Consider the following 22,656-nt stretch of genomic DNA (forward strand, 5'->3'; position numbering starts at 1 on the left):
TCAGGTGCGCTACATGCAGCGCACCTACTTTACAACACATCATTCCTGCAGCTAGATCCTACTTAAACAGTCCAGCGCCACCGCCTTGAAACTGTCGAAATTATCACTGCCCAACAGGCGACTCATCGAACGTTCGCGCACAAAAGTGACGAACAGATCGTAGATTGCCATCGCCTCTTCGTAATCGCTCTTGCTGATCGCCAGCAGGAAAATCACGTGGGCAATTTCACCTTCACCCCAGGCCACCCCTTGCGGCGCCAGCAGCGTCACCACGACGGTTTTTTTCGCCAGCAACCCCAGCGAGTGCGGCAGCGCGATCCCTTCACCCAGCAGGGTAGAAACAATCGCCTCGCGCTCGACCACTGAAGGGTAAAAATCTTCGCCAACATAGCCTTCTTGCTCAAGCTGACGACACACCTGCTGGAATAATTCCGCCTGGGTCAGCGGTTCATTGACCAACATAAAATGCTCGGCGTCGAAGAACTTCTCCAGCATATAGGGCTTGGTACGATCCACCAGCACCAGTTTGCCGAGCTGTTCGAGCTGGTATTCGGTCGGGAACGGCGACATCACCACCACCGGCTTGTTCTTTTCGCTAACCCGCGCATTGGAAATAACGAAGTCTTCGTCGATATGGCTGAGCACCTCGTAATCTCGCAGTGAAACGATGCGCGTCATCACCAGTTGCGGGTATTTGCGTGCGATCTGCGCCTGGATCATCCGCACCGTCGAGTTACCGGTATCGCACACCAGCATCACCTGCGGGTGTCGCTCATAGCCGATGTTGTAATGCCGCTCCAGCCCAACGCCAATGTGCAGTACCAGATAACCGATCTCGTTTTCACTCAGGGTGTAGGGCGTATATTTCCCCCAGCTGGAGACCGCGGCCAGCGTCACGTCATAGGCCATCGGGTAGTGCTGCTTAATGTTCGCCAGCAGCGGGTTGGGGATATTAATCTGGTATTTCACCCGGGTGATCATGGTCTTGATATGGGTCAGCAGATCGGCACGCAGCTGCTTGTCACCCTGCAGATTGTAGTTATAGTGCGCGTTGATATACGACAGAATGTAATCCACCAGCGCTTCTTCATCGTCGGCGTTGATCTCGGTAGGTTGCACCTCCTGCACCCGCCGCGCAGCAATATTCACCCGCAGGTAGGCCTCTTCCGCTATCGATATCTCTTTGCCACTGGCTTTACGCAGTTCCCCGGCCAGCCAGGTCGAAACCTTGCGCACCGCGTCATCCCCGTCCTCAACGTCAAAGTCCGGCAGCGGATAACCATCGGTAATGCGTTGCAGCGCGACTGCACAATAGAAAATCAGATACTGCTCACCTTCGTCCGTCAAACGAATGGCATATTGCGACAGCAACGGATGCAGCAAACCGGCAAAGGTCGTCACCTGCGGTTGCCGCAGGATCTCATTGTTGAGCAGTGGATTTTCGGCATCGGCCAGATGCAATTGAAATAACAGATCGGTCAGACAGGCGCGGATCGCCATCTCCGAACCAAACAGCTTCATGCCGTAGCGCGGTTTGGTTTCAATGGTCAATTGGTAGTGCGCCAGACGCTCTCTTACCTCAGCCATGTCGTTTTGCAGCGTGCCACGGCTGACAAACCATTCATCGGCTAAATCTTCAAGTTTCAGAGAAAAGGCTGAGGTCAGAAAACGAATCAGCAAATAGTGCACCCGTTCCTGCGCGCTGCGTGGCGTGGCGTGCTTTTTACGTTCCTGATGTTGCAGGGCGCTAAACAGTACGGCGTCATCGACCTGTAGGCGATAACCCGCCCCACGGCTATGCACAAAGTGGGCACCATAGTTTTCCAGAATATCGTTCAGCGCGGTGATGTCGGCGCGCACGGTTCGGGTGGAAACAGCAAAGCGCTTCGCCAGCTCTTCCTGTGGCAAAGTCTCTGACTGTAAAGCATCAAACAGATAGGCCAAACGCGGGTAGGGAAATCGCACCATTCTCTTTCCGTCAATTAAGGTGCCCGCCTGGGGAATCAGGCGGGCAACGGGTTACTTCGCCACCGGCAAGAACACCATTTGCGAGGGGCTGCCCACCGGCGTATAGCCTTCAACAAAGCTGAGTTTGCCGCTGGCCTTATCCACGCCAAAGCGGGTGACGTTATCGCTGCGTTGGTTCATGGCATACAGATAACGCCCGTCCGGGCTTAGCGTCAGGGATCGTGGATAATCGCCGCGCGTCCAGGTTTCCGCCACCGCATGCAACTCGCCATCGCTGCCGACGCTGAACTGCGCGATGTTGTTATGTAACCGGTTGGCAACATACAGATTTTTGCCGTCTGCGCTCAGAACCAGCCCGGCGGCAAAGTTGGTACCCTTATAATCGGCAGGCAACGAAGAAACGACATGTAACTGTTTCAATGTCCCTTTTTGGCTGTCGAAACGGTAGCTGGTCAGCGTCGAGGCCTCTTCATTCACCAGCAGCACAGTTTTGCCATCCGGATGGAAGACAAAGTGACGTGGGCCGGCACCCGCAGAAGATGCGGCGATCCACGGCGGATCGTTCGGCGTCAGCTGGCCACTGGCATCGTCAAAGCGCCACTGGTAGATCCGATCCAGCCCCAGATCGGTAGAAAACACAAACTTGCCGCTCGGATCGCTGGCGATCATATGCGCATGCGGCCCATTGTGATCGCTGATGGCAAAACTGCCCTCTACCGCGCCTTCCGGCTTACCGGCACCTGTAGGCCCTTGCTGTTGCTGCACCGAGCTGGCGTTGCCCAGTTTACCGTCACTCTCCAGCGGGAAGGCCGCCACGGTGCCACTGACGTAGTTCGCTACCAGCAGATAACGGCCATTGGGCGTCGGATAAAGATAAACCGGCCCTGCACCTTGGGAGTCGACCTGATTAAGCTGCGTCAGGCTGCCATCGGACGGATTGATATGGTAGGCAATAATGCCGCCGTGCCTGGTGCCGTTAAAATCCGCCACTTCACTGGCGACATACAGCGTCTGGCCTTTGGCATCCACGGTAAGCTGTGCCGGATTGGCCTGCTTGCTGACCAGCGTTCTGGCGCTAAACGCACCGCTGGCCGAGTCAACCTGCACCCGGTAAACGCCTTCACCGTTGGGATTGTAAGTACCGATATAAGCAAAATGAGATGACGTAGATTTCATTGCATCCTCAGCATGCAGCACCGGGCTGGTCATCGCCAGTAACGCCAGAGTTAACGCGGTGCGTAGGGTTGGTGACTGCCAGTTTCGCATAGTTATCCTTATGATAGATAGCGGCGCGGAATGCCCGCGCCTGTGAATACAAAGCCTGTCGCCTCCCTGCCTTACGTCATCCGATAATGCGTTTACCCGACCAGTTTTTTGGTGATGGCCAGCAGGGTTTTAACGTCCTGCGGGCGAGTGTTGCCCGTGGCGGAATCGATGATGGAGCTGTAGATATGTGGGATCACCCGTTTCACTCCCGCAGCCAATGCGATCTCGACGATCGGCTCGAAGTTTTCCAGATCGATGCCGCCGGTCGGCTCCAGCATAAAGTCATGTTCGGCGCAGGCCTGGGCCACATACTGGTATTCTTCTTTGCATGCCAGCCCGCCCATCGGGAAATACTTGATTGAGCTGCCGCCCATGTCTTTTAACAGGGCAATGGCGGTTTCCACCGGCACAATGCCGTCCGGTGCCGCAGCACTCAGCGGGCCGGTTGAGATTTTCACCCAGCCAACGCGGCCGGTAGGCGACACCAGGCCATTGACCACGCTGTCATTTTGGCCCAGCAGCGCACGGCTGGCACCGACACCGGTAAACACCTGGTTTACGTGCTGTGGCTGCACCTGTTGAGAAATCAGGCTGACCATCGCCGATTGTTTCGGATCCCCCGCGCCCAGCCCCACCGACAGCGCATTTTCAATCAGCCGCGCATAGCGCTGCATGTCTGCCACCGCACTGTCGACGTCCGGGTAGTTCTTGGACAGAACGCCCACCAGCACATGCCCTTCCGCCGCCGAATAAATATCCTGCGCATTGTCTTTCGAACCGGCCAATACGTTGAGGCACACGCGATCGCGATAGTAGTTGGGTTGCAGCTTCATGCTTGTTTCTCCGTGAACAGATTTTTAATACAGGTGAAGACGGTCATCAGCTGTTGCTGATCAACGCTGCGCACATCCACTTCAATCTTGCCTTCGTTAGCCTTATAGCCACGGAAGTAGATGGCGATGGCGCCGGTTTTCAGCGCCTGCACGATGTCGTAGGTCGAACGCCCGAGTACCGCTTCGTCAAAGGTGATCTCTGCCCGCGCAATATCACGGCCGGCACTGTCCCAGACGGTTTTGGCGCTGATGCCGGTCAGGGTGTTCAGGCTGTCGATAAACGGCGTCATTCTTTCCACCATTTGCTGGCCGGTGGTTTTCTCCAACGTCAGATAGCTTTCGATCGCCTGCGTCAGGCCGAGGATGCCCTCTTTACCTACTTTCATCGCCCGGCCGATGCCGCCGGATTGCAGCTTCACCCACTCAACGTATTGCTTCTTGCCGATCACCAAACCGCTGGTTGGGCCTTCAATGGCTTTGGCGCCGCTGTAAATCACCAGGTCGGCCCCCATCTGGTAGTAGCACAGCAGATCTTCTTCCGCGGCGGCATCGACGATCAGCGGCAGGTTATGTTTACGTGCCACCACCACCGCCTGTTCAACGGAAAGAATGCTTTTCTGCACGCAGTGGTGCGACTTGATATAGAGAATGGCGGCAGTCTGCGGCGTGATGCAGGCTTCGAGCTGCTCGGCAGAACACTCGTTGGCATAACCCGCCTCGACCACTTTGCCGCCTCCCAGTGCGACCATGGTGTCGACCGGCGCGCCGAAGTTGACGTTATGGCCACGCGGCAACACGATTTCCCGCGGTACGGTAATCGGCGCAGAGTGCAAATTCACCAGCAGGTTGGCGTTGTCTTTGACGATCAATGCCGCTACCGACTGGGCGATACCTGCCGAGGCGCAGGAAACGATCACCGCATCTTCGACATTCAACAGATTGGCGATATAGGCCCCGGTCTTGTCGACCAGATCCTTTATTTCAAAATAGTGATTCAGGCCGTAGTCAACCGCGTCAATGACGTCCTGACGTGGTGTGGACACGCCAAGCATGGTCATGCGGCCTGAAGTATTAATGACTTGTTTTAAATTATATTTTTCATAAATTGAAGACATGAGCGGCTTTCCCTTCATCGGTTAATAGGATTTCCCCGGCCACCACCGCGGCCAGCGGAACCAGCAACTGTTGGCCGGCTGCCGATTGCCCTTCTGAATCGGCAAACACCTGCGGCCCCTGGCGGAGATCAAACAGGGTGAAATCGGCGTCGCAACCCACTTCGAGCCGGCCCTTGTTGACCAGACGTAGGGCCGACGCGGCATTCTCAGTCACGCAGGCAATCACCTGCGACAGCGACAGCCCGACGCCGAAGAATTTGGACATCACCGTCGCCAGGCTGTGTACCGGCCCGGCCATGCGGTTACGGCAGTAAATATCGGAACTGATGGTATGTGGCAAAATGCCCAAGGCTATCGCCTGCCGGGCGACTTCAAAGCTGAAGCTGGCGGTGCCGTGGCCAACGTCGAGCAACACACCGCGCTGCAGCGCACGCTGGATAGACTCACGCAGCGTGCCGGCCGGGGTCAGGATGCGGTTTGGCTTGCCGTTGTAGCAGTGGGTAATAATGTCGCCACGGGTCAGCAGATCGGCTATCTCATCGAGATCCGGCGGGTTATTGCCGATATGCACCATCAGCGGCAACAGGCTATTTTCCTGCTGGATCTCTTTGGCAAGCACCAGCGGCCGTGTGCCGTTCTGGCCGACCACGCTGCTGCTCATGCGCGCCTTGATGCCGATGACAAAACCGGCATGTTTGTCGATCGCCCGGCTGACTTTCTGCTTGTCGATATCAGTCAGGTCTGCCAGTTCATTCTGTCGCAGCAGACCGATGCGCGAAATATTCAGGAAGGCAAAAACGTTGGTTTTGGCACGGCGCGTCAGTGCATAAAACGTATCGACATCGTCAGTGCCGGTGCTACCGGCGTCGACCACCGTGGTGACGCCACAGGCGGTGCCAACCAGATCCGGCTCGTCATGGTAAATCGGCGAAGAGGGGTAACAATGCACGTGGGAGTCAATCCAGCCGGCGCTCAGGTGGTGATTGCCAGCCAGATCCCATTGCCGATGAGCGCGAACGTCTTCAGCCAGTTGCCCGACCGCGGCAATCTTGCCGTCCAGAACCGCCAAATCGACCAGTCGGTCATCCGCCAGTCTGGCGCGTCTGATTACTAAGTCATACATACTGCATCACTCCTTTTCAAGCAGGGGAGCGGCGCGCCGCTCCCCAACAATCACAGTCGCATTTAAGCGATGGCTACCGGGAAAATAGCCCCTAACAGCATCGCCCCGAGGATCGCCCCGCCGGTGATTGGCTTATTCCAGATATAGAACAGCAGTGCGCCGAGCAGTGAACCAATGCCAATCGGAATCGAGGCGGTCATCGCCGACAGGATGATCAACGGCCCCAGGAAACGACCGGAGGAGTTACCAGCCCCCATCATCACGTCCGCCCCGTAGGTGGAGTTGCTCTGGTTGATGGTAAATTTACGCGCCAGAATGATCAGGTAGCCAATCGCCAGACCAATCACCAGGCCGGTTACCAGCGAGGCGGCAAAGTTGGCAACCGGGAAGATAATGCCGGCCCCGAGCAGCAGTGCCGGCACCCCCAGGCCAACACCGGTCTGGATTGCACCGCCGATGTCCAAGATCCCCACCAGTGAGCCTTCGATGATGCGCGCAAACAGGAAGCTGGCACCGAATGCCGCCACCGCGCCATAAACGCCGGTATCCATTCCGGCCCGCAGCATGGAAACGAAGGCCACTTCGTTAAAGGCACCGATACCGTACAGGTAGTACATGTGCGTCCCGGCGAACACGCCGGACGAGAGCAGGCCAACAAAAATCGGGAATGACCAGTCGGCATACCAGAAGCCTTTTTGGGTTTGTTCTTCCATCATCCAGCTCCTTATTTACCGCTCAGGGTATTGTGAATGGCATCCAACCAGCCCGGCACGCCGAGGCTGAAGGATTCGAGGACTTTCATGTCGAAGCCGCGGAAGAAACCGCTCAGCACGAACAGCAGCACTATCACTGCCATCATGATCTTGGTGATTTTGTTCCAGCCGCTCTCTTCCACACCTTTACCGATCAGGATGCCCAACACCAGACCCGGTACGGCGTTGCCCATAATCAGCTGCGCCAGGCCGCCGAAGATGGTGCCCCAGAAACCGGAGCGACGCCCGGCGTCGATAGCCGCCAACCAGAAGATCACCGGCATCACGGTGTTCACCAGCAGGTTAGCGGCCGGCACCAACACTTTAATCGCCGTAACCTGCAGCGCAGCAGGCACTGCAGAAGCGGTAGTGTTGAGGAAAGCCACCACCAGCATGCCGATAATGCCGCAGGCGATAGCCATTTTTTTCGGGTCGTGCAGCGTTTGCGCCAGGTTGCGGTTTTTGACCATCAACGCTGCCGCTCCCCAGTGTGGGATGATGCGGTGGTCAACGTCCTGCGTGAAGGCCCCGGCCGCCACGGAAGACGCCCAGGCGTTGAAGAAGAAGCCCAGACCGAATGAGAAATGGGAAGCCGGATCGCCCTCGCAGGAATTCAGCTCGCCCAAGGTACGGAAAGCGCCCATGCCCTGGGTGGTTGGGGCATGGAACATGCGTGCGGCGCCGGCCCCTACGCCAACCCCCACCAGTCCGCCAATAATAAGCGACTTAAATAAGATTATTAAAAACATCAGTATACCCTTTGATTTATGCTAACGTTTTTATTTCGCGACGAAGACAACTTTTTCTGTATTGATGATTGTCACGTTCACGGTTATTTCCAGAGATACGGAATAGTTCTTTCTTTCGCGCGGCAGAAAGAAGAACAGAAACTTTTCTTTTGTTATTTTCTCTTCCGCTTTTAATACGCTGACATCCTGCGGTTCAATACGCAGCAGAATATTACTGGTGGATTTTAATACCGCGCCCTGCACATTGGCCAAGGCGGAAGCAAAAGCTTTCGCTTTGCTGTCGCCCTTACCCTCCACCTTTACCGACGTTGTATATTGCTCTTTCATTACGGATTGCCATGTTTTTTAACGTAGGCTTCAACCAGCCTCTGGCCCAGCTCTTCTTTATCCATAAAACCGAAGCCTAATACGGTGCAGCCTTCGTTAATTGCCGTCACGCCTTCATCAATCGAGCGCATGCCGTATTTGGCTTTATAGCCGTATTTGGTTTGAGCGGTAATCGCACCAGCACCGCCGCTGCCGCAGAAAGAAATACCCAGCTGCGCGCCTTCCGCTTTCATCACGTCGCCGAGTTTCATGTCTGCCGCCACGCCTGGGATCACAATGGCTTTTCCGCCTGCGTTTTCAATGCCCTGACCCACTTTCTGACCTTTACCCAAACGATCGCCAATCACTACGGTAATCTGACCCATGGTATTTCTCCTGATTAAATTAATTCGTTAACTGCTATTGGTTATTATCTTTTGCCACTTCAAAATGGACGGACAGCAAATAAGCCTCTTCGATCGGTAAAGTGGCAAACTGCCCCACTACCCGCTCGGCCATTTGCATTGATTCCGCCGAAATCTCATCAAACAGTGATTTATCGACTTCCGGTAATGGCTCGCCGGTTATTGATCGCAGCACCATGGCACGAATATGCGACTCCAGCATCTGTTGCTGTACCGCGTTGGTATAAATACCCTCTGCGCTTAGCATCTCGGTAATACCTGCCAGCACCTGTTCGGTGATTGTCCCGGCTACGCTGATATCGGGTTGCTCACTATTTTCTATCGCAACAGATCCATCATTCACTTTTCAGTACCCCTAGATCCAAACATGACTCGGTCAATTGCACGGCATCACCTGAATAACCCGCCTTCTCTGATGCCTTTACCCTAACCCCGGGAAGATTTTCTGTGTAGCCTGTTTTTTTCCAGTTGGAAGTGGAAATTCAGTGACCGTCAGGGATCCATTTCGCAAAATAAGCATTTGCCAGATAATTCAATTAAATTACAAAAAGATAACGCCACAAACTGTTTCCAGTTCGCCCGGCGACGGTGAAAAGCTTCGTGATCGGGATCTCTTTCTTTTCCCCGCTTAACCGCCTACTATCGGTAAGACAATTCGACATCAACAACACCCCCGCTCCTCTGGCGCGGGGGTGTTGCTTTTGTGCTGTTTTTCCGAATTTATGGGCGCGTAACCTGACGCCCTTTGATTTGACTGGAGAGTGGAATGACCAAACCAACCATTACTATTAATGAGCTGGATGCGGAGCGCCTGGATGCGCTATTGGCACAACCGGCCTTTGCCAACACCGATGTCGCCACCGCGCTGAACATCGAGCTGGATCGCGCCGAAATTCTGCCGCCGTCCCAGATCCCAGCCAACGTGGTGACCATGAACAGCCGCGTGCGTTTCCGCGATCTGCATACTGCAGAAGAACACGTGCGGACGCTGGTTTACCCGGCTTCGCTGAAGGACAGCCACGAACAGCTTTCGGTAATGGCACCTTTGGGCGCAGCGCTGCTGGGGATGCACGTAGGTAACCAGATTACCTGGCAGTTGCCGAACGGTGAAGAAGCGCGTATCGAAGTGCTGGAACTGTTGTACCAGCCAGAAGCGGCGGGTGAATACCACCGCTAAGCGGTTATCAGGGCGGTTCCCTGCCGCCCTTTCTGTGTCCTGCCTGTCCGAAAATACTTAGCGGAATTTCTTGTGGTTGGCGTCGCGGGTTTGCTTGAAACCCTGGGCGACCTGTTTGGCTTCGGCCAGCTTGCCCTGATTAGCCAACGCCAGCGACTGGTCGATCTGGCCGATCAGCGTATCCAGCCCGTGGTGGAAATCTTTTATCTCTGGGCTATCGTTGGCTTTGTCTTCCATTTTTGGCGGCTTGCTTTGCTTGGCATCCACTGCCGCGGCACGCATATTCTGCAAACTTTGTTTAAGGGTATCGGTGGAATCGGTGCTCAGCACCTTTTTGTAATTGCCTGCAATGGTATCCATATCGTCGGCCAGATCGGCCGCGACCGCCAGTGAACTGGCACCCAATAATGCCAACGCCAACAGCGCTTTCAGTTTGTTCGACATATTTGCTCACCTTCCAGTTATAGTTTTATTTGACCCAGGCTAACCATAGGCAAGAGGGCTGAAAACCGAAACCGAAGATTTGTAAGCAAGGTTAAAACGGGGAAGGGGGAGTGATGCGGCTGGCAACCGGAGCGGCCAGCCGTAAGCAGATTTACTGACCGGCGATTTTCATGTCCGGCAACAACACGGAACCACACTGGATGTTGCTACGGGTTTCGATATCACTGCCCACGCTGACGATATTGCGCAGCATATCTTTCAGGTTGCCGGCGATGGTGATCTCGCTGACCGGATATTGGATCTCGCCATTTTCCACCCAGAAACCAGCCGCGCCGCGTGAGTAGTCACCGGTAATACCGCTGACGCCCTGCCCCATCAGTTCGGTAACCACCAGGCCGGTACCCAACTGTTTCAACATGCCGGCAAAGTCATTACCCTGACCGGCAATACGCCAGTTATGAATGCCGCCCGCATGGCCGGTGCTGTGCATGCCGAGCTTACGCGCCGCATAGCTGGTCATCAGCCAGGTTTGCAGCACGCCGTCTTTGACAATGTCGCGCCGTTGGGTACGCACGCCTTCGCTGTCGAACGGCGTGGAAGCCAGCCCCTTCAGCAGATGCGGGTGCTCTTCGATGGTCAGCCACTCCGGCAGGATCTGCTTGCCCAGCGAATCCAACAGGAAGGTCGATTTACGGTAAACGCTGCTGCCGCTGATGGCGCCAACCAGATGGCCGAACAGACCGGTCGCCACTTCAGAGGCAAACAGCACCGGAGCGGTCATGGTCGACAGCTTGCGCGGAGACAGGCGTGACAAGGTGCGGCGGGCACATTCCTGTCCCACCCATTCAGGGCTTTGCAAATCGCCCATCGCACGCCCGATGGTATAGGCGTAATCACGCTCCATATCACCACCTTGCTCGGCGATCACACAGCTCGACAATGAATGTCGGCTGGAACAATAGCTTTGCAGCATGCCGTGACTGTTGCCGAACACCTTGATGCCGTAGTGGCTGTTAAAACTGCCGCCTTCGGTATTGGTGATGCGCTTGTCCGCCGCCAGGGATGCCTGTTCGGCGCGGGCAGCCAGCTCGATACCGCGATCGGCGTCCAGCTCTGCCGGGTGGAACAGATCCAGGTCCGGCGCGTCAAACGCCAGCAGGTCTTTCTCCGCCGGGCCGGCATGTGGATCCACTGAGGTATAACGGGCAATGTCCAGCGCCGCCTGCACGGTGCGGGCAATAGCGTCCGGGCTGAGATCGGTTGATGAAGCGCTACCTTTACGTTGCTGGTGATAGACGGTAATACCCAACGCACCATCGCTGTTGAATTCAACGTTTTCCACCTCGCCAAAGCGGGTGCTGACGCTGATACCGGTAGATTTGGTCACGGCAACTTCTGCCGCATCGGAACCGGCGCGCGCCAGTTCCAAAGCCTGTGAAACGGCCTGTTCCAGCGCCTTGCGCTGCTGTGCAACTTGAGTGACTACTTTCATCAATCTGCCATACTTAATCAGAAAATCGTTGAGAAAAGTGCCGTGGCGGCGTGGTTGCGCGTGGAGTCACGCGCAAAAATCATGAGATTTATACTTTTGAGTCTAACAGGAACCGCGTGGAATTTCGCATAAAGCAATTGCGGGGCATAGAAAGGACACTAAATCGGTGAGTTTGTCACTCAATCACCAACTTTACTGATTTGCCTATATTGGCGAGCATATTGATCAGTGCATCAAGAGTAAATTTGTCTGTTTTCTGATTTACCACGTCAGACACGCGTGGTCTGGAAGTATGCAAATGACGTGCGGCCTCTTCTTGACGATACCCTTCCCCTTCTATCCAGGCACTTATCTCTCCCATCAGCTGTTTTTTAAGCGCAATGAGGTGTTCAATCTCGGCGTTGGATTGCGCCTGTAATTGCCCTGCCTCATCGGGGGCAAACCCAAGATCAGCAAATACGTTGCCGCCTCGTGGCGTGACATGCCGGGAATGGGTATCAATTGGCTTGGTCATTTCTTCTTACCCCGCTCTTCTATCACCGCGTCATATCGCGTTTTGATAATCTGAATATCGTGCCGACTGGTTTTAGCTGTCTTCTTTTGAAAACTGTGCAAAACATAAATAACTTCTTTGAACTTAGCCACGTAAATCACTCTGAATGCACCAGCAAGTACATATAAGCGGATTTCACAAACACCCGCACCGCACCCACTCATGGGTTTCCAACTGCCAGGTTCGACGCCTCTTTGTACTTTACTCAATTCAAACCCGGCAGCCTTTCGCGCGTCGGTCGGAAACGCTAATAGATCCACCAACGAGGATCCACGCCAGTCAATGGCCTTTTCACTCTCATCATCCATGAGCACCGCCTCCATTTGTATAAAATTTTATACATTAATGGTGATAAAAACAACAAATCAAAATGGCTGCCCGTTAATAAGGGCGATTTTTCGTCGCATCGGTAGCTATACTCAATCTGCTCTGGTGCGTAATTGGCGGGTTGCTGGACAACCTGTTAGGATTAGCCTCTTTTTAACGGAGCCTACCATGAACAAACAGCCTGAAGACTGGCTCGACGATGTCCCGGAGAACATTGACGAGGAAGATGACGAGATTATCTGGGTCAGTAAAAGTGAAATTAAACGTGATGCCGAAGCGCTGAAAGACCTGGGTGTTGAACTGGTCGAGCTGGGTAAGAACGCGCTGGAACGCATCCCGCTGGATGAAGATTTGCGCGCTGCGATTGATCTGGCGCAGAAAATCAAAAAAGAAGGTCGCCGCCGTCAGCTGCAACTGATTGGCAAGATGTTGCGCGCCCGCGACGTAGAGCCGATTCAGACCGCGCTCGACAAGCTGAAGAACCGCCATAACCAACAGGTTTCGCTGTTCCACAAGCTGGAAGCATTACGTGACCGCCTGGTAGAAGAAGGTGATGACGCGATCCCGTCAATTTTGGCGCTGTATCCGGAAGCCGATCGCCAGCAGCTGCGTTCACTGGTGCGTAACGCACAGAAAGAGAAAGCCGCTAACAAGCCGCCGAAAGCTTACCGTCAAATCTTCCAGTACCTGCGCGATCTGGCCGAGACCGCAGAATGATCGCCGCCGTCACCACGGGATGAACCCAGTTCATCCCCGGTGATGTGCAGGTTCACCGCTGCTTTCACGAATATTGAAACGCAGGCTGCCTTCCAGCTCTTCCTCCGCCTCTTCAAACAACAGGATAATCGCGCCAAAGCGACGTTTGCTGCGGGCATTGAGATGGGTAAATTCTATCTCCACCGGCAAACCGATGTCCACCGTCACCACGTCCCACAGCGCATCCAGATTGGCACCAAACGCCTCATCCAGCGCAAACTTTTGCGCGAAGTCGCGGTAAAAAGCCGGCAAATCGTTAATCTGATTAAAATCGAACTCTACTTTTGCCATCAAGCTCACTCCACCCGAATGAAGTTTTTATAATGGTCACGCGTGACAAAAATCAGGCCGTCGCTGGAATACAGCAAACGATCGGCGCCGCGCCGGCCGCATTGATAATTGATATCCGCCTCACGCCATACCCGACTGTGGGCCGTGGGCAGTTGCCCTTCACGGTTTGAGAAACGATCGCCGCCAATCGCTTTGCCCGGCAACACCGAACACAGATTGCCGTTACGTGCATCCCATCCCTGTTCACGCGCCTGCTTCTTGGTGATGTAATAGTCCGGCAGCCGCTGGTGCTGCTGCAGATAGCTCACCACCCTTTGCTGCTGCGTCAGTTGGTCAATGCTCTGACCTTCGGCTACTGCCGGTACGTTGGCAATCACCCGATCGTTACTGCGCAGTGCAGTAAAACCGGCTATCACAACGGCGATAACGATCGCCACGAGGATCCGCTTATTCATTGCTGTCCCTGATTTATGGCCGACAGGGGCGCATCAACACCCATGCTGGTTGGATTTATAGATGAAAAGGATGAAGCAGAGATGACTGGCATGTAACGTTTTCACTTCAGGGAAAGCGCGCCGAACAACCTGCATCACCCGTTCAAGCTAATCATGCCATTTTGCAGCCGGTCAGGCACTCAGTGCAACTCTGAAACGGGGCTATCTCAGGCAAGTATAGCCCCGGCAAGAAAATTTGAGGTATCAGTCAATCAGGGCGTGTCGGTAGCGATACAGCATGTCAGCCAGACGTTTTACCGGCCCGGTAACGCTGAGCGGGGCCTGATAATCCACCAGCTTCTGCTGATAATCGTTCATTTCACTCAACAGCCGATCGTAATAATAAGCACGTTTTACGTCGTTCTTCGCCGAGACCATGTGGTCGGCGGTATTGCGGATCTGCTTATGGAAAGCCGAAAGCTCCTCGCTGACCGGGATCTCAGCCCGCTGCATACGCTGGTGAGCGATGATCAGATTCAGCGCCAATCGGTACTTGGCAATATCGTTCGGGAACATCATCAGCAGCTGATTCAACTGCTGATACAGCGCAGGCAGGTGGTTTTGCTGACGGCGTGCGGCCTTGGTAGTCAGCGCCGATACCGCGCTGCCGACAAACTGGTTCAGCAAGGTGCGACCGGTACGTTCACGCGAGTTATCGCGGATCAGCAGCAGCACCATCAGGCCCACACAGCTGCCGAGGAACTGGCCAAGCGCACCATCGAGGAACTGCGTGACGTTGAACTCCATCGGGTTGCTCAATACCAGAATATTGATGGTCCCCGCCAGCAGGCCAAGCGAGCCCAACCGTCGTTTCTGCACTTCGATACCGATGAAAAACGCCAGCAGGCCCAGACTGAGGCACAGCAGTAAAATACTTTGCTGAGTCGCCGGCAGGATCACCATAAAATACAGTGAGCCGACCGGGATCGCCGCCAGCATACCCAGGATAAAGTCCATCGCCACCATGCGCGGTGCCGGGGTGCGCATCGCCAGGGAGGTGATCACCGCAATGATCACCATAAAGCCGCTGCCGGAGGTCCAGCCGGTCCACAGCCACAGCAGGCTGCCAAAGGCCGTCGCCACAAAGGTGCGCAGACCGTTAATCATCGCGTGGTGTCTTTCCGCCGAGGTTGGTTTAACCACCACCTCGCTGCTCAACACCCCTTCTTCTACCGAACTGATACTGCTGTTGGTGTGTACACCTTTGGCCAGCAGCAGGTAGCGAGTGGCCGCCCCCACCCAGCTGGTGATGGTCACTAATGTCTCGTCGGTACGGTTGGTGGTCAGCACCTGCCGCAATAACTTCATGCGTTTATGGATTTCCTGCGGCGTTTGGGCCGGAACCATCAGCAACTCGCGAACGTTTTCTTTCAGCGCATCCGGGTGGTTCAACAGGATTAAATAGGTCTCGCAGGCCTGGGTAATCAACGTCAGCGAAAGCGTATGCAACGCCAGAATGCGGCGATTCACCTTTTGCCAGCGTGATGACTCCATCATCAGGTTGCTGCGCATGCCGTTCAGCGCTGTGGTGCTCTTCACCAAATTGCTCCAGGCGCGGTCGATATCTTCTTTCTCGGCATTGCTGATGCACATCTGCATCAACAGGTACTGATCCACCAGCAGTTTATCCACCGCCCGGTCGATATCTTGTTTGATTGAGCGCGGCGAGAACAGCAAGTCTGCCAACACGGCGCTGACGATCCCCAGCACGATCTCGCTGCAGCGCTCAATAGCGAACTGCGGCGCTTCCAGCAGATGCGCTTCGCTGCTGGCAACGGTGACAATAATGATTAGCGCGGTATAACCCGCCAGGCCCCAGGCATAGGAGTTTTCAACTTTAACCAGAGAGGAAATCCAGGTGCAGAAGCCGGCCCAAATGCAGCACAGCAACAACATCACCACCGGTGCACGCGCCGTAGTGACAATAATCGCTATGCCGACAAAGCAGCCGATGAATGTGCCGATAATACGCAGCCAACCGCGATGACGAATAGCACCGGAAAAAGGCTCGCCGCCCGCGGCAAAGGCCGTACCGGCGGCCACGATGGCGGCGGTCATCGCCGACCAGCGTGGGGTTTCCAGATTGAGATGGAACCCGACGAACAGCGCAAACACCACCGCAAAGCTGAGCTTGAAGGCAAATCTCAGCCGAATAAAGGTTGGGTTATTCATTAACCGAACTCACGCAGCCGATGCATCAAACGCACAAAAGGCGAGCCGCTGTTGGTCGCGCGATCGTTCTTACCGGTGATCACCACGGTGGCGGTGGTGCCAGCCGGGTACGGGTGCAATTGGTCTTTGTCGTCCAGCAGGATTTTTACCGGCACGCGCTGCGCCAGACGCACCCACTCCAGGTTGCTGTCGATCGACGCCAATCCTTTGCTGTTCACGGTGCTGCTGCTGTTGTTGACGGCGGCGGCCACGCTATCGACGGTGCCGTGCATGATGCGATTGCTGCCCAGCGGAGTGATTTCCGCACGGTCGCCCTTGTTCAGGCCATTGAGCTTGGTTTCTTCCAGATAGGCCAGAATGTAGAAGCTGTTTTTCTTCACCAGCGCCACGGCGACTGAACCCCGGGTGATGTATTCGCCGGCGTGAACGTTCAGGTTGGTGATCCAGCCATCGGCCGGTGCGCGTACCGTAGTGCGTTCCAGATCCAATTTAGCCAGTTCACGGGTCGCTACGGCCTTCGCCAGCTGATGCTCTACGGTTTGCAAAACGTTATTCGCCTGGTCGATCTCTTCCTGCGACATCGCCTGCACGCCGAGGCGCACACGGCGGCCGGCTTCACGTCTTTTTTCTGCCGCCAGCGTCTGGTAGTAGGCGACATCGGCATTGGCTTCCGCCAGGGCCTGTTGGTAGCGCGGCTGGTCAATCACCAGCAGCACCTGCCCTTTCTTCACCAGTTGGTTATCCACCAGAGGGACATCGGTCAACAGACCGGTGACGTCCGGGGCGATCGCCACCACGTCGGCGGTGAACTTGGCGTCACGCGTCCAGGGGGATTCGGTGTAGAACACCCAGGCCTTGAATATGGCGATGATCCCCAGCAGGACCAGAATCAGAGTGATCGCGATTCGGGTTATTTTTATTGAAAAATTTTTCACAGCGACCTCAAACGAAAAGACAGGTAATCAGATAGAACAAACAGCAGTACAGCGCGGTATTAAAAAGCGCTGGATGCCAGACAAAATCGTAAATCCCGGTGGGTTGCAGCAGGCGGCGCAGCAAAAAAAACAGCGCCAGCGAGAGCAGCAACTCAAAAAATATCGGGGGAAACGACAGTCCGAAAATGACCATAACCGGAAGCAAACTCATCAATTTTTCCTTATCACTCACTGCACCGGGCGTTAACCCCCATACCCGTCATCTTTCAAGTTGCAGTGTTGTTACCTGCACTCGCTCACCCCAGTTACTTACTAAAGTAAGCGCCTGGGGATGAGCGAGCTGGGCGCCTAACTGCAACTTGAAAGCTATAGGGTATATCTCCGTTCACATTCTCTTTACATTTTAGCGGACACGCACCACAAATTCAGGCCCAGACAGGTCAGGAACCTGAAATAAGAGTAAACTCTGGAGCGTACATCCGCGATAGGGACTGCGAGGATATCGGAGGGATCGGCCACCATGGCGCTGCCGATCGCACTCGCGCGTTAGTAAGGTCTTTTCACCCGACCTGTTTATATTAGCGTGCTTACTATCAAGTCATCAACAATCTGTGATCTAAATCACTTTTAAGCCAGAGTGAATAATGGAAAGACTAAAACGGATGTCGGTATTCGCCAAAGTGGTTGAATGCGGGTCATTTACTGCGGCAGCGCGCCAGTTGGATATGAGCGTTTCGTCTATCAGCCAGACCGTCTCCAAACTGGAGAATGAGCTGCAGGTCAAGCTGCTCAACCGCAGCACGCGCAGCATTGGCCTGACGGAGGCCGGAAAAATCTATTATCAGGGCTGTCGCCGCATGCTGCTGGAAGTCAGCGAAGTGCATGAGCAGCTGTACGCGTTTAACAATACGCCGACCGGCACGCTGCGCATTGGTAGCTCATCCACCATGGCACAAAACGTGCTGGCAACCATGACCGCAGATATGCTCAAAGAGTACCCCGGCCTGACGGTGAACCTGGTAACCGGTATCCCGGCACCGGATCTGATCGCCGACGGGCTGGATGTAGTGATCCGCACCGGCGCGCTGCAGGATTCCAGCTTGTTCTCCAAACGCCTGGGTTCAATGCCGATGGTAGTGTGTGCCGCCAAAAGCTATCTCAGCCAGCACGGCACGCCACTAAAACCAAGCGACATGGTCAATTTTTCCTGGCTGGAATACAGCGTGCGGCCAGACAGCGAGTTCGAGCTGATCGCACCGGAAGGCATCAGCACGCGCATCTCGCCGCAGGGACGCTTCGTCACCAACGATTCACAGACCATGATCCGCTGGCTGAAAGCCGGGGCCGGTATCGCCTATGCACCGCTGATGTGGGTGATCGAGGAGATCAAACGCGGAGAGATCGAGATCCTGTTCAAAAACTACCATTCGGATCCTCGCCCGGTGTACGCGGTGTACACCGAGAAAGACAAGCTGCCGCTCAAGGTGCAGGTGTGCATCAACTACCTGACCGAGTACTTTAAGCGCGTGGGGGAAGTCTATCAGGGCTACCGCTGAGCAATACACGACGCGCCAAAGCGCCAAGCACCAGTATTGCCAGCATACCCAGCCCCCAGATTAACCAGACGGCGTACTTCGCCCAGGTGAGCAACAGTGGGAAAGACCCCGCCAGCCAGTTCCCCAGTTGCTGCAACTGCGGCAGCCAAGTGTCCAATAGCGCCTGTGGCACCAGGCTGAGCAAGCCGGTAAGCTGCGGTGCCAACTGTGCCGAACCGCTCTGCGCCAGCCCCGTTAACGCGGGCAACCAGCCCAATACGCCAGAAACGCCCCAGGCCAGCAGCGTCCATAACGCCATTACCGCCAACAGCACTGCCACACTCCATCCACGTTTTGTCATGGCTATCCCCCGTTAGCGGCCTTGCCGCATTGTTGGCAAAAACGGCTTCCCGGTGACAACGGCGCTGAACACCCGCTGCACTGTGCCGCCGCCGTCTCGAAAGGTTGTCCACAACGGTGGCAATAACGGGCACCGGGCTTGTTAGGTGCCTGACATTGCAGGCATTGTGGCCCCTGCTCGCCGTGCTGGTTATAGCGGTTACCATGGTGGCCACTGCGATACCCTGAGCGCTGGTGCCCACCGCCAAAATCGCCTTGTCCCAAGAGTTTTTTCAACAGGCTCATCGCGCTTCTCCTCTGTGCTTTATGCCAGGTTATAGAATAAAGCCTGGAGTAAACTCCAGGGTAAAGCGCGCCGAGGGGGATTTACGTTTAATTACATCGCTAAATCAGCAACGCTTTGATGTGGTTAGCAAAAAGCATTATCGGTCATTACCTCGCCCACCATCGGTGCGCTATGCTGCGGGGACCTCTCCCTGCATCAGGAATAACAATGAAAAAAATCATACTGGACTGCGACCCGGGACATGACGATGCGATCGCCATGCTGCTGGCCTGGGGCAACCCGCAGATCGATCTGCTGGCCGTGACCACCGTGGTGGGCAACCAAACGCTGGAGAAGGTCACCCGTAACGCGCTGGCCGTCGCACGCATCGCCAATATTACCGGCGTACCCTTTGCCGCCGGCTGCCCGCGCCCGTTGGTACGCCAGATAGAAGTCGCACCAGATATCCATGGCGAATCCGGCCTGGATGGCCCGGTGTTACCGAAGCCAACGCTGGCGCTGGAACCCTGCCACGCGGTTGATCTGATCATCGATACCATCATGGCTCACCCGCCGGGCAGCGTGACGCTGGTTCCGACCGGCGGCCTGACCAACATCGCCATGGCGGTGCGCAAAGAACCACGCATTGCCGAACGAGTGAAAGAAGTGGTGCTGATGGGCGGCGGCTACCACGTGGGCAACTGGAGCGCGGTGGCGGAATTTAATATCAAGATCGATCCGGAAGCCGCGCACATCGTGTTCAATGAAAAGTGGCCGCTGACCATGGTCGGGCTGGATCTGACCCATCAGGCGCTCGCCACGCCAGAAGTCTGTGCCCGCATCGCCGCTATCCAAACCGGACCAGCCAGGTTTGTCGGCGAACTGCTTGAGTTCTTTGGCAAGATGTATCAACAGGCGCAGGGCTTTAGCGCCCCGCCGGTACACGATCCTTGCGCGGTGGCCTATGTGATCGATCCCGAAGTGATGACGGTGCGTAAAGTCCCGGTGGATATCGAACTGACCGGCACCCTGACGCTGGGCATGACGGTAGCCGACTTCCGCGCCGCACCGCCGCCGGACTGCCACACTCAGGTGGCGGTGACGCTGGATCAGGATAAGTTTTGGGATTTGATAGTGGATGCGCTGGAGAGAATTGGGGAAGTGAAGGTTTAGGCTGCGGCTTGTAGGACAGGTAATGGTAAGGCGGTGGGCCGGGGGTGTTTGGATAGCCGCCCGGCCTGGGTTTATCGGGGGATAAACTAGCGTTTTAATAATGTGGCTAATTGTTCATCCAACTGGCTAAGGCAGTTATCCATATATTCCGTGGTGACCTGCTTCACCATCGCATAATCACTGGCTTGCCACTGCGCCAACGATGCCGTTAGCGGGGTTGGGCTGCACTTGAACTGGTCGAAAGCTGAGAACATGTTTCCCCCTTCCGGCCGTTTATAAAAGGTAACCGCGTAGCGCAGTTCGAATGGAGTGTCACTTTTCGAAAGCTCTTGATACACCAGCAACCACTTGGCGGGAGTGATATTCAAATTATTCTTGTAATTGTAACCGGCACTGTTCTTTTGCAACCATTCGGCGATAACCACCTTGGCTTTAGGCACCAGATAACTTTTGGTCGGTTCCGGCAAAGAATCCACACTGCTACCTTTCAATGTATCCTTACTGAAAGTACTGGCAGAAAGGCCACCAGCAAGCACAGAGGTTAAAACTGACAGCCCCACACCGACCCCCGTATCGGCCTGAGTGACAATACGTAGCTTGGCGTCGGCATATTGATTATTATTATTTTCAGGTAGAGCAAAGAAAGTCCTTACACCAATGCTACTGCCATTAGCGGCGGTGACCTTTTCTACATTATTATTTGATGAACAGGCAGTTAATAACAGCATACTGCTCGCCATGGAAACACACAGAACTTTTTTCATTACTGCTCCTTGTTAGTAATATTCCAACATCATGTTGGATTTTTATTGATATCGTTTATCTTTAATATAAAGAAATTTATTTTATTAATGATTAATCTTGGGTAATTCAATTTTCAAAATGACAATATTTTACTAATCAACCGGCTACTCCCGACACTGCAGCTCTCCGAATTAGGCGGTTGCGGCAGCAGGAGTTAATGGATTTAGGCCTTAAATGTAACTCCCCGGCCAGTTCCCCGAGTTTGTATTTATTAATCAACAAGAGCCTTCTTTGCTTCCGTCAATACAGATAAAAACTCATCTAACGGTAATTTCATTGCTACTTCTTCTGCAAGAAGCCTGGAATCAGAAAAAAACTCAACTTCAATATTATCAATACCTTTATCTTGATTTAACTGGCAAAGTATCTGGCCTTTATAAGTAATCTCTGCGGTTAACTCTTCATAATGAGAGTCGCTAAAGAAAACGATTTCAAAATCAGTATGCATCATTATTGCGGCCTCATAGGGTCTAAAAATCCAAAGAACGAACAATCAGAGTTATAACGAACTCCACAACCATCTGATATCGTGACCAACCGTACCAGCTTTAGTTTTTCATCTACAGCAATCATTACATCTAAAACTCGGCTAATTCCACTAAGCAGCAAAGCTGCGTCTTGTTTCGTTGCACCAATTCTGGTTTCGAACTCCAATATCGCCATTCCATTACAGATCTCATTAAGCGCTGAGTTTAATATTATTAGCTCGTTTTCTGTAAGGCTTAGTTCCGCTGCCTTCTTTGCCACTGTTAAAATGTCCAGCACTTACCTCAGAGTCTCAAAATATGTACGTCTTTTGACTAACCTAAACACTGTTCCGGCATCAGCAATTTACGTAGAACAGTTAGAGAGCACCGCCGCACCCGGAGTAATCCGGCTGCGACAGCGAGAAGGATTTTAGGTTGTATTTAGGTTGTAAAAGCACCCCCCCGACCAATGGCCGGAGTGGTTGCTTTAGTCGAACTCTTTTTCTAGCTTTTCCACTACCCTCTTGTAGATCTCGACAACTTCAGGAACGCCATCGGTAAGATCGTCTTGAAAGTATTCCTGATATAGTTCCTCAGGCCATAAAGCTAGTTCGTATTCACTTAAACTTTTTATTTTCCAATATGTTGATGGACGATCATCAACCACTTCAAAAAGGCATGCCGGCGCAGGTACAGCATATCTCATTGGGATCTTTAGTATTGTTCCGGCGTAACGCCCTATTTGTGTATGAATACCAAGAACTGTATAAACCGTCCCAATAATGAAAGGGTAGTGAGGATTCTCATGCTCATCGAGACCCATATTTTGTTTTTGCTCTGCAGTTAAGCTTGTTGCAATACATTTAACTTTCAT

General features: G+C 54.2%; 29 protein-coding genes. 4 read left to right on the top strand and 25 right to left on the bottom strand.

All coding sequences use genetic code 11. From position 1 onward, the window contains the following. Positions 1-51 precede the first annotated feature (51 nt). The 10 genes from SERS4_RS0122605 to SERS4_RS0122650 form a co-directional block, all read right to left on the bottom strand. Positions 52-1,968: a transcription antiterminator gene (locus tag SERS4_RS0122605; protein ID WP_017894148.1), complete on the bottom strand. Its 1,917-nt coding sequence runs from the start codon at positions 1,966-1,968 to the stop codon at positions 52-54. Between the two features lie 51 nt (positions 1,969-2,019). Continuing rightward, positions 2,020-3,234, bottom strand: a complete 1,215-nt coding sequence (locus SERS4_RS0122610) for a lactonase family protein (RefSeq protein ID WP_017894149.1) — start codon at positions 3,232-3,234, stop codon at positions 2,020-2,022. A gap of 92 nt (positions 3,235-3,326) precedes the next feature. Next, the gene (locus SERS4_RS0122615; protein ID WP_017894150.1) at positions 3,327-4,067 is read right to left on the bottom strand and encodes a KDGP aldolase family protein; all 741 of its coding nucleotides are present in this window, start codon (positions 4,065-4,067) and stop codon (positions 3,327-3,329) included. Next, on the bottom strand, positions 4,064-5,182 hold the full coding sequence (locus tag SERS4_RS0122620) for a DgaE family pyridoxal phosphate-dependent ammonia lyase (protein ID WP_012147070.1): 1,119 nt from the start codon (positions 5,180-5,182) through the stop codon (positions 4,064-4,066). Before SERS4_RS0122620 ends, SERS4_RS0122615 begins: the two co-directional genes overlap by 4 nt. Further along, positions 5,166-6,305: an amidohydrolase/deacetylase family metallohydrolase gene (locus tag SERS4_RS0122625; protein ID WP_017894151.1), complete on the bottom strand. Its 1,140-nt coding sequence runs from the start codon at positions 6,303-6,305 to the stop codon at positions 5,166-5,168. The genes SERS4_RS0122620 and SERS4_RS0122625 overlap by 17 nt, the downstream gene beginning before the upstream one ends. A 62-nt stretch (positions 6,306-6,367) precedes the next feature. Next, positions 6,368-7,018, bottom strand: coding sequence for a DUF4310 family protein (locus SERS4_RS0122630; protein ID WP_017894152.1), 651 nt, complete (start codon positions 7,016-7,018; stop codon positions 6,368-6,370). A gap of 11 nt (positions 7,019-7,029) precedes the next feature. Continuing rightward, positions 7,030-7,806 (bottom strand): DUF4311 domain-containing protein, encoded by a 777-nt coding sequence (locus SERS4_RS0122635; protein ID WP_012147073.1) that lies wholly within the window; start codon positions 7,804-7,806, stop codon positions 7,030-7,032. A 30-nt stretch (positions 7,807-7,836) separates the two neighbouring features. Then, entirely contained in the window at positions 7,837-8,133 is a 297-nt protein-coding gene (locus SERS4_RS0122640; protein WP_017894153.1) for a DUF4312 family protein, read from the bottom strand. Then, positions 8,133-8,498, bottom strand: coding sequence for a glycine-rich SFCGS family protein (locus tag SERS4_RS0122645; protein WP_012147075.1), 366 nt, complete (start codon positions 8,496-8,498; stop codon positions 8,133-8,135). The genes SERS4_RS0122640 and SERS4_RS0122645 overlap by 1 nt, the downstream gene beginning before the upstream one ends. 34 nt (positions 8,499-8,532) lie before the next feature. Further along, positions 8,533-8,880 carry a glycine dehydrogenase gene (locus SERS4_RS0122650; protein ID WP_017894154.1) on the bottom strand — a complete coding sequence of 116 codons (348 nt, stop codon included), beginning with the start codon at positions 8,878-8,880 and terminating at the stop codon, positions 8,533-8,535. A 423-nt stretch (positions 8,881-9,303) separates the two neighbouring features. Here SERS4_RS0122650 and rnk point away from each other — a divergent pair, with 423 nt between their 5' ends. Next, positions 9,304-9,714 (top strand): nucleoside diphosphate kinase regulator, encoded by a 411-nt coding sequence (gene rnk / locus SERS4_RS0122655; RefSeq protein WP_012147077.1) that lies wholly within the window; start codon positions 9,304-9,306, stop codon positions 9,712-9,714. Positions 9,715-9,771: 57 nt separating this feature from the next. On the opposite strand, the gene cybC is transcribed toward rnk, so the two are convergent. From cybC to SERS4_RS0122675, 4 genes are all read right to left on the bottom strand, one after another. Next, positions 9,772-10,158, bottom strand: coding sequence for a cytochrome b562 (cybC, locus tag SERS4_RS0122660; protein WP_012147078.1), 387 nt, complete (start codon positions 10,156-10,158; stop codon positions 9,772-9,774). A 151-nt stretch (positions 10,159-10,309) separates the two neighbouring features. Continuing rightward, on the bottom strand, positions 10,310-11,650 hold the full coding sequence (gene pmbA / locus SERS4_RS0122665) for a metalloprotease PmbA (RefSeq protein WP_017894155.1): 1,341 nt from the start codon (positions 11,648-11,650) through the stop codon (positions 10,310-10,312). A gap of 175 nt (positions 11,651-11,825) precedes the next feature. After that, on the bottom strand, positions 11,826-12,164 hold the full coding sequence (locus SERS4_RS0122670) for a helix-turn-helix domain-containing protein (protein WP_012147080.1): 339 nt from the start codon (positions 12,162-12,164) through the stop codon (positions 11,826-11,828). Next, on the bottom strand, positions 12,161-12,511 hold the full coding sequence (locus SERS4_RS0122675) for a type II toxin-antitoxin system RelE/ParE family toxin (protein ID WP_017894156.1): 351 nt from the start codon (positions 12,509-12,511) through the stop codon (positions 12,161-12,163). The genes SERS4_RS0122670 and SERS4_RS0122675 overlap by 4 nt, the downstream gene beginning before the upstream one ends. Before the next feature lie 187 nt (positions 12,512-12,698). On the opposite strand from SERS4_RS0122675, the gene yjgA reads away from it, so the two are divergent. Next, positions 12,699-13,247 (top strand): ribosome biogenesis factor YjgA, encoded by a 549-nt coding sequence (yjgA, locus tag SERS4_RS0122680; RefSeq protein ID WP_017894157.1) that lies wholly within the window; start codon positions 12,699-12,701, stop codon positions 13,245-13,247. 30 nt (positions 13,248-13,277) lie between these two features. Here the strand turns inward: yjgA and SERS4_RS0122685 are convergent, their stop codons facing one another. From SERS4_RS0122685 to aaeX, 5 genes are all read right to left on the bottom strand, one after another. Next, entirely contained in the window at positions 13,278-13,577 is a 300-nt protein-coding gene (locus SERS4_RS0122685) for a barstar family protein (protein WP_012147083.1), read from the bottom strand. A 5-nt stretch (positions 13,578-13,582) separates the two neighbouring features. Then, positions 13,583-14,032 (bottom strand): ribonuclease, encoded by a 450-nt coding sequence (locus SERS4_RS0122690; RefSeq protein ID WP_017894158.1) that lies wholly within the window; start codon positions 14,030-14,032, stop codon positions 13,583-13,585. A gap of 243 nt (positions 14,033-14,275) precedes the next feature. Next, a complete protein-coding gene (gene aaeB / locus SERS4_RS0122695; RefSeq protein WP_017894159.1) occupies positions 14,276-16,243 on the bottom strand; it encodes a p-hydroxybenzoic acid efflux pump subunit AaeB in 1,968 nt (655 codons plus the stop codon). Next, positions 16,243-17,178: a p-hydroxybenzoic acid efflux pump subunit AaeA gene (gene aaeA / locus SERS4_RS0122700; RefSeq protein WP_017894160.1), complete on the bottom strand. Its 936-nt coding sequence runs from the start codon at positions 17,176-17,178 to the stop codon at positions 16,243-16,245. The genes aaeB and aaeA overlap by 1 nt, the downstream gene beginning before the upstream one ends. 7 nt (positions 17,179-17,185) lie before the next feature. After that, positions 17,186-17,389 (bottom strand): p-hydroxybenzoic acid efflux pump operon protein AaeX, encoded by a 204-nt coding sequence (aaeX, locus tag SERS4_RS0122705; protein WP_012147087.1) that lies wholly within the window; start codon positions 17,387-17,389, stop codon positions 17,186-17,188. 433 nt (positions 17,390-17,822) lie between these two features. On the opposite strand from aaeX, the gene aaeR reads away from it, so the two are divergent. Then, positions 17,823-18,734 carry an HTH-type transcriptional activator AaeR gene (gene aaeR / locus SERS4_RS0122710; RefSeq protein ID WP_012147088.1) on the top strand — a complete coding sequence of 304 codons (912 nt, stop codon included), beginning with the start codon at positions 17,823-17,825 and terminating at the stop codon, positions 18,732-18,734. Here the strand turns inward: aaeR and SERS4_RS0122715 are convergent. Both SERS4_RS0122715 and SERS4_RS26615 read right to left on the bottom strand, forming a co-directional pair. Next, positions 18,697-19,074 (bottom strand): hypothetical protein, encoded by a 378-nt coding sequence (locus SERS4_RS0122715; protein ID WP_012147089.1) that lies wholly within the window; start codon positions 19,072-19,074, stop codon positions 18,697-18,699. The genes aaeR and SERS4_RS0122715 overlap by 38 nt on opposite strands. A 2-nt stretch (positions 19,075-19,076) precedes the next feature. Beyond that, positions 19,077-19,358, bottom strand: a complete 282-nt coding sequence (locus tag SERS4_RS26615) for a zinc ribbon domain-containing protein (RefSeq protein ID WP_012147090.1) — start codon at positions 19,356-19,358, stop codon at positions 19,077-19,079. A gap of 208 nt (positions 19,359-19,566) precedes the next feature. On the opposite strand from SERS4_RS26615, the gene SERS4_RS0122720 reads away from it, so the two are divergent. Further along, a complete protein-coding gene (locus SERS4_RS0122720; protein WP_017894163.1) occupies positions 19,567-20,511 on the top strand; it encodes a nucleoside hydrolase in 945 nt (314 codons plus the stop codon). A gap of 86 nt (positions 20,512-20,597) precedes the next feature. On the opposite strand, the gene SERS4_RS0122725 is transcribed toward SERS4_RS0122720, so the two are convergent. From SERS4_RS0122725 to SERS4_RS0122740, 4 genes are all read right to left on the bottom strand, one after another. Beyond that, positions 20,598-21,275 carry a hypothetical protein gene (locus SERS4_RS0122725; protein ID WP_017894164.1) on the bottom strand — a complete coding sequence of 226 codons (678 nt, stop codon included), beginning with the start codon at positions 21,273-21,275 and terminating at the stop codon, positions 20,598-20,600. Between the two features lie 251 nt (positions 21,276-21,526). Then, complete coding sequence (locus SERS4_RS0122730) at positions 21,527-21,766, bottom strand: hypothetical protein (RefSeq protein ID WP_017894165.1); 240 nt, start codon at positions 21,764-21,766, stop codon at positions 21,527-21,529. After that, complete coding sequence (locus SERS4_RS27255) at positions 21,766-22,062, bottom strand: hypothetical protein (protein ID WP_017894166.1); 297 nt, start codon at positions 22,060-22,062, stop codon at positions 21,766-21,768. Before SERS4_RS27255 ends, SERS4_RS0122730 begins: the two co-directional genes overlap by 1 nt. A gap of 207 nt (positions 22,063-22,269) precedes the next feature. Then, on the bottom strand, positions 22,270-22,656 hold the full coding sequence (locus tag SERS4_RS0122740) for a hypothetical protein (protein ID WP_017894167.1): 387 nt from the start codon (positions 22,654-22,656) through the stop codon (positions 22,270-22,272).

It is taken from the genome of Serratia sp. S4 (genome assembly GCF_000347995.1).
Classification (GTDB): Bacteria; Pseudomonadota; Gammaproteobacteria; order Enterobacterales; family Enterobacteriaceae; genus Serratia; species Serratia quinivorans.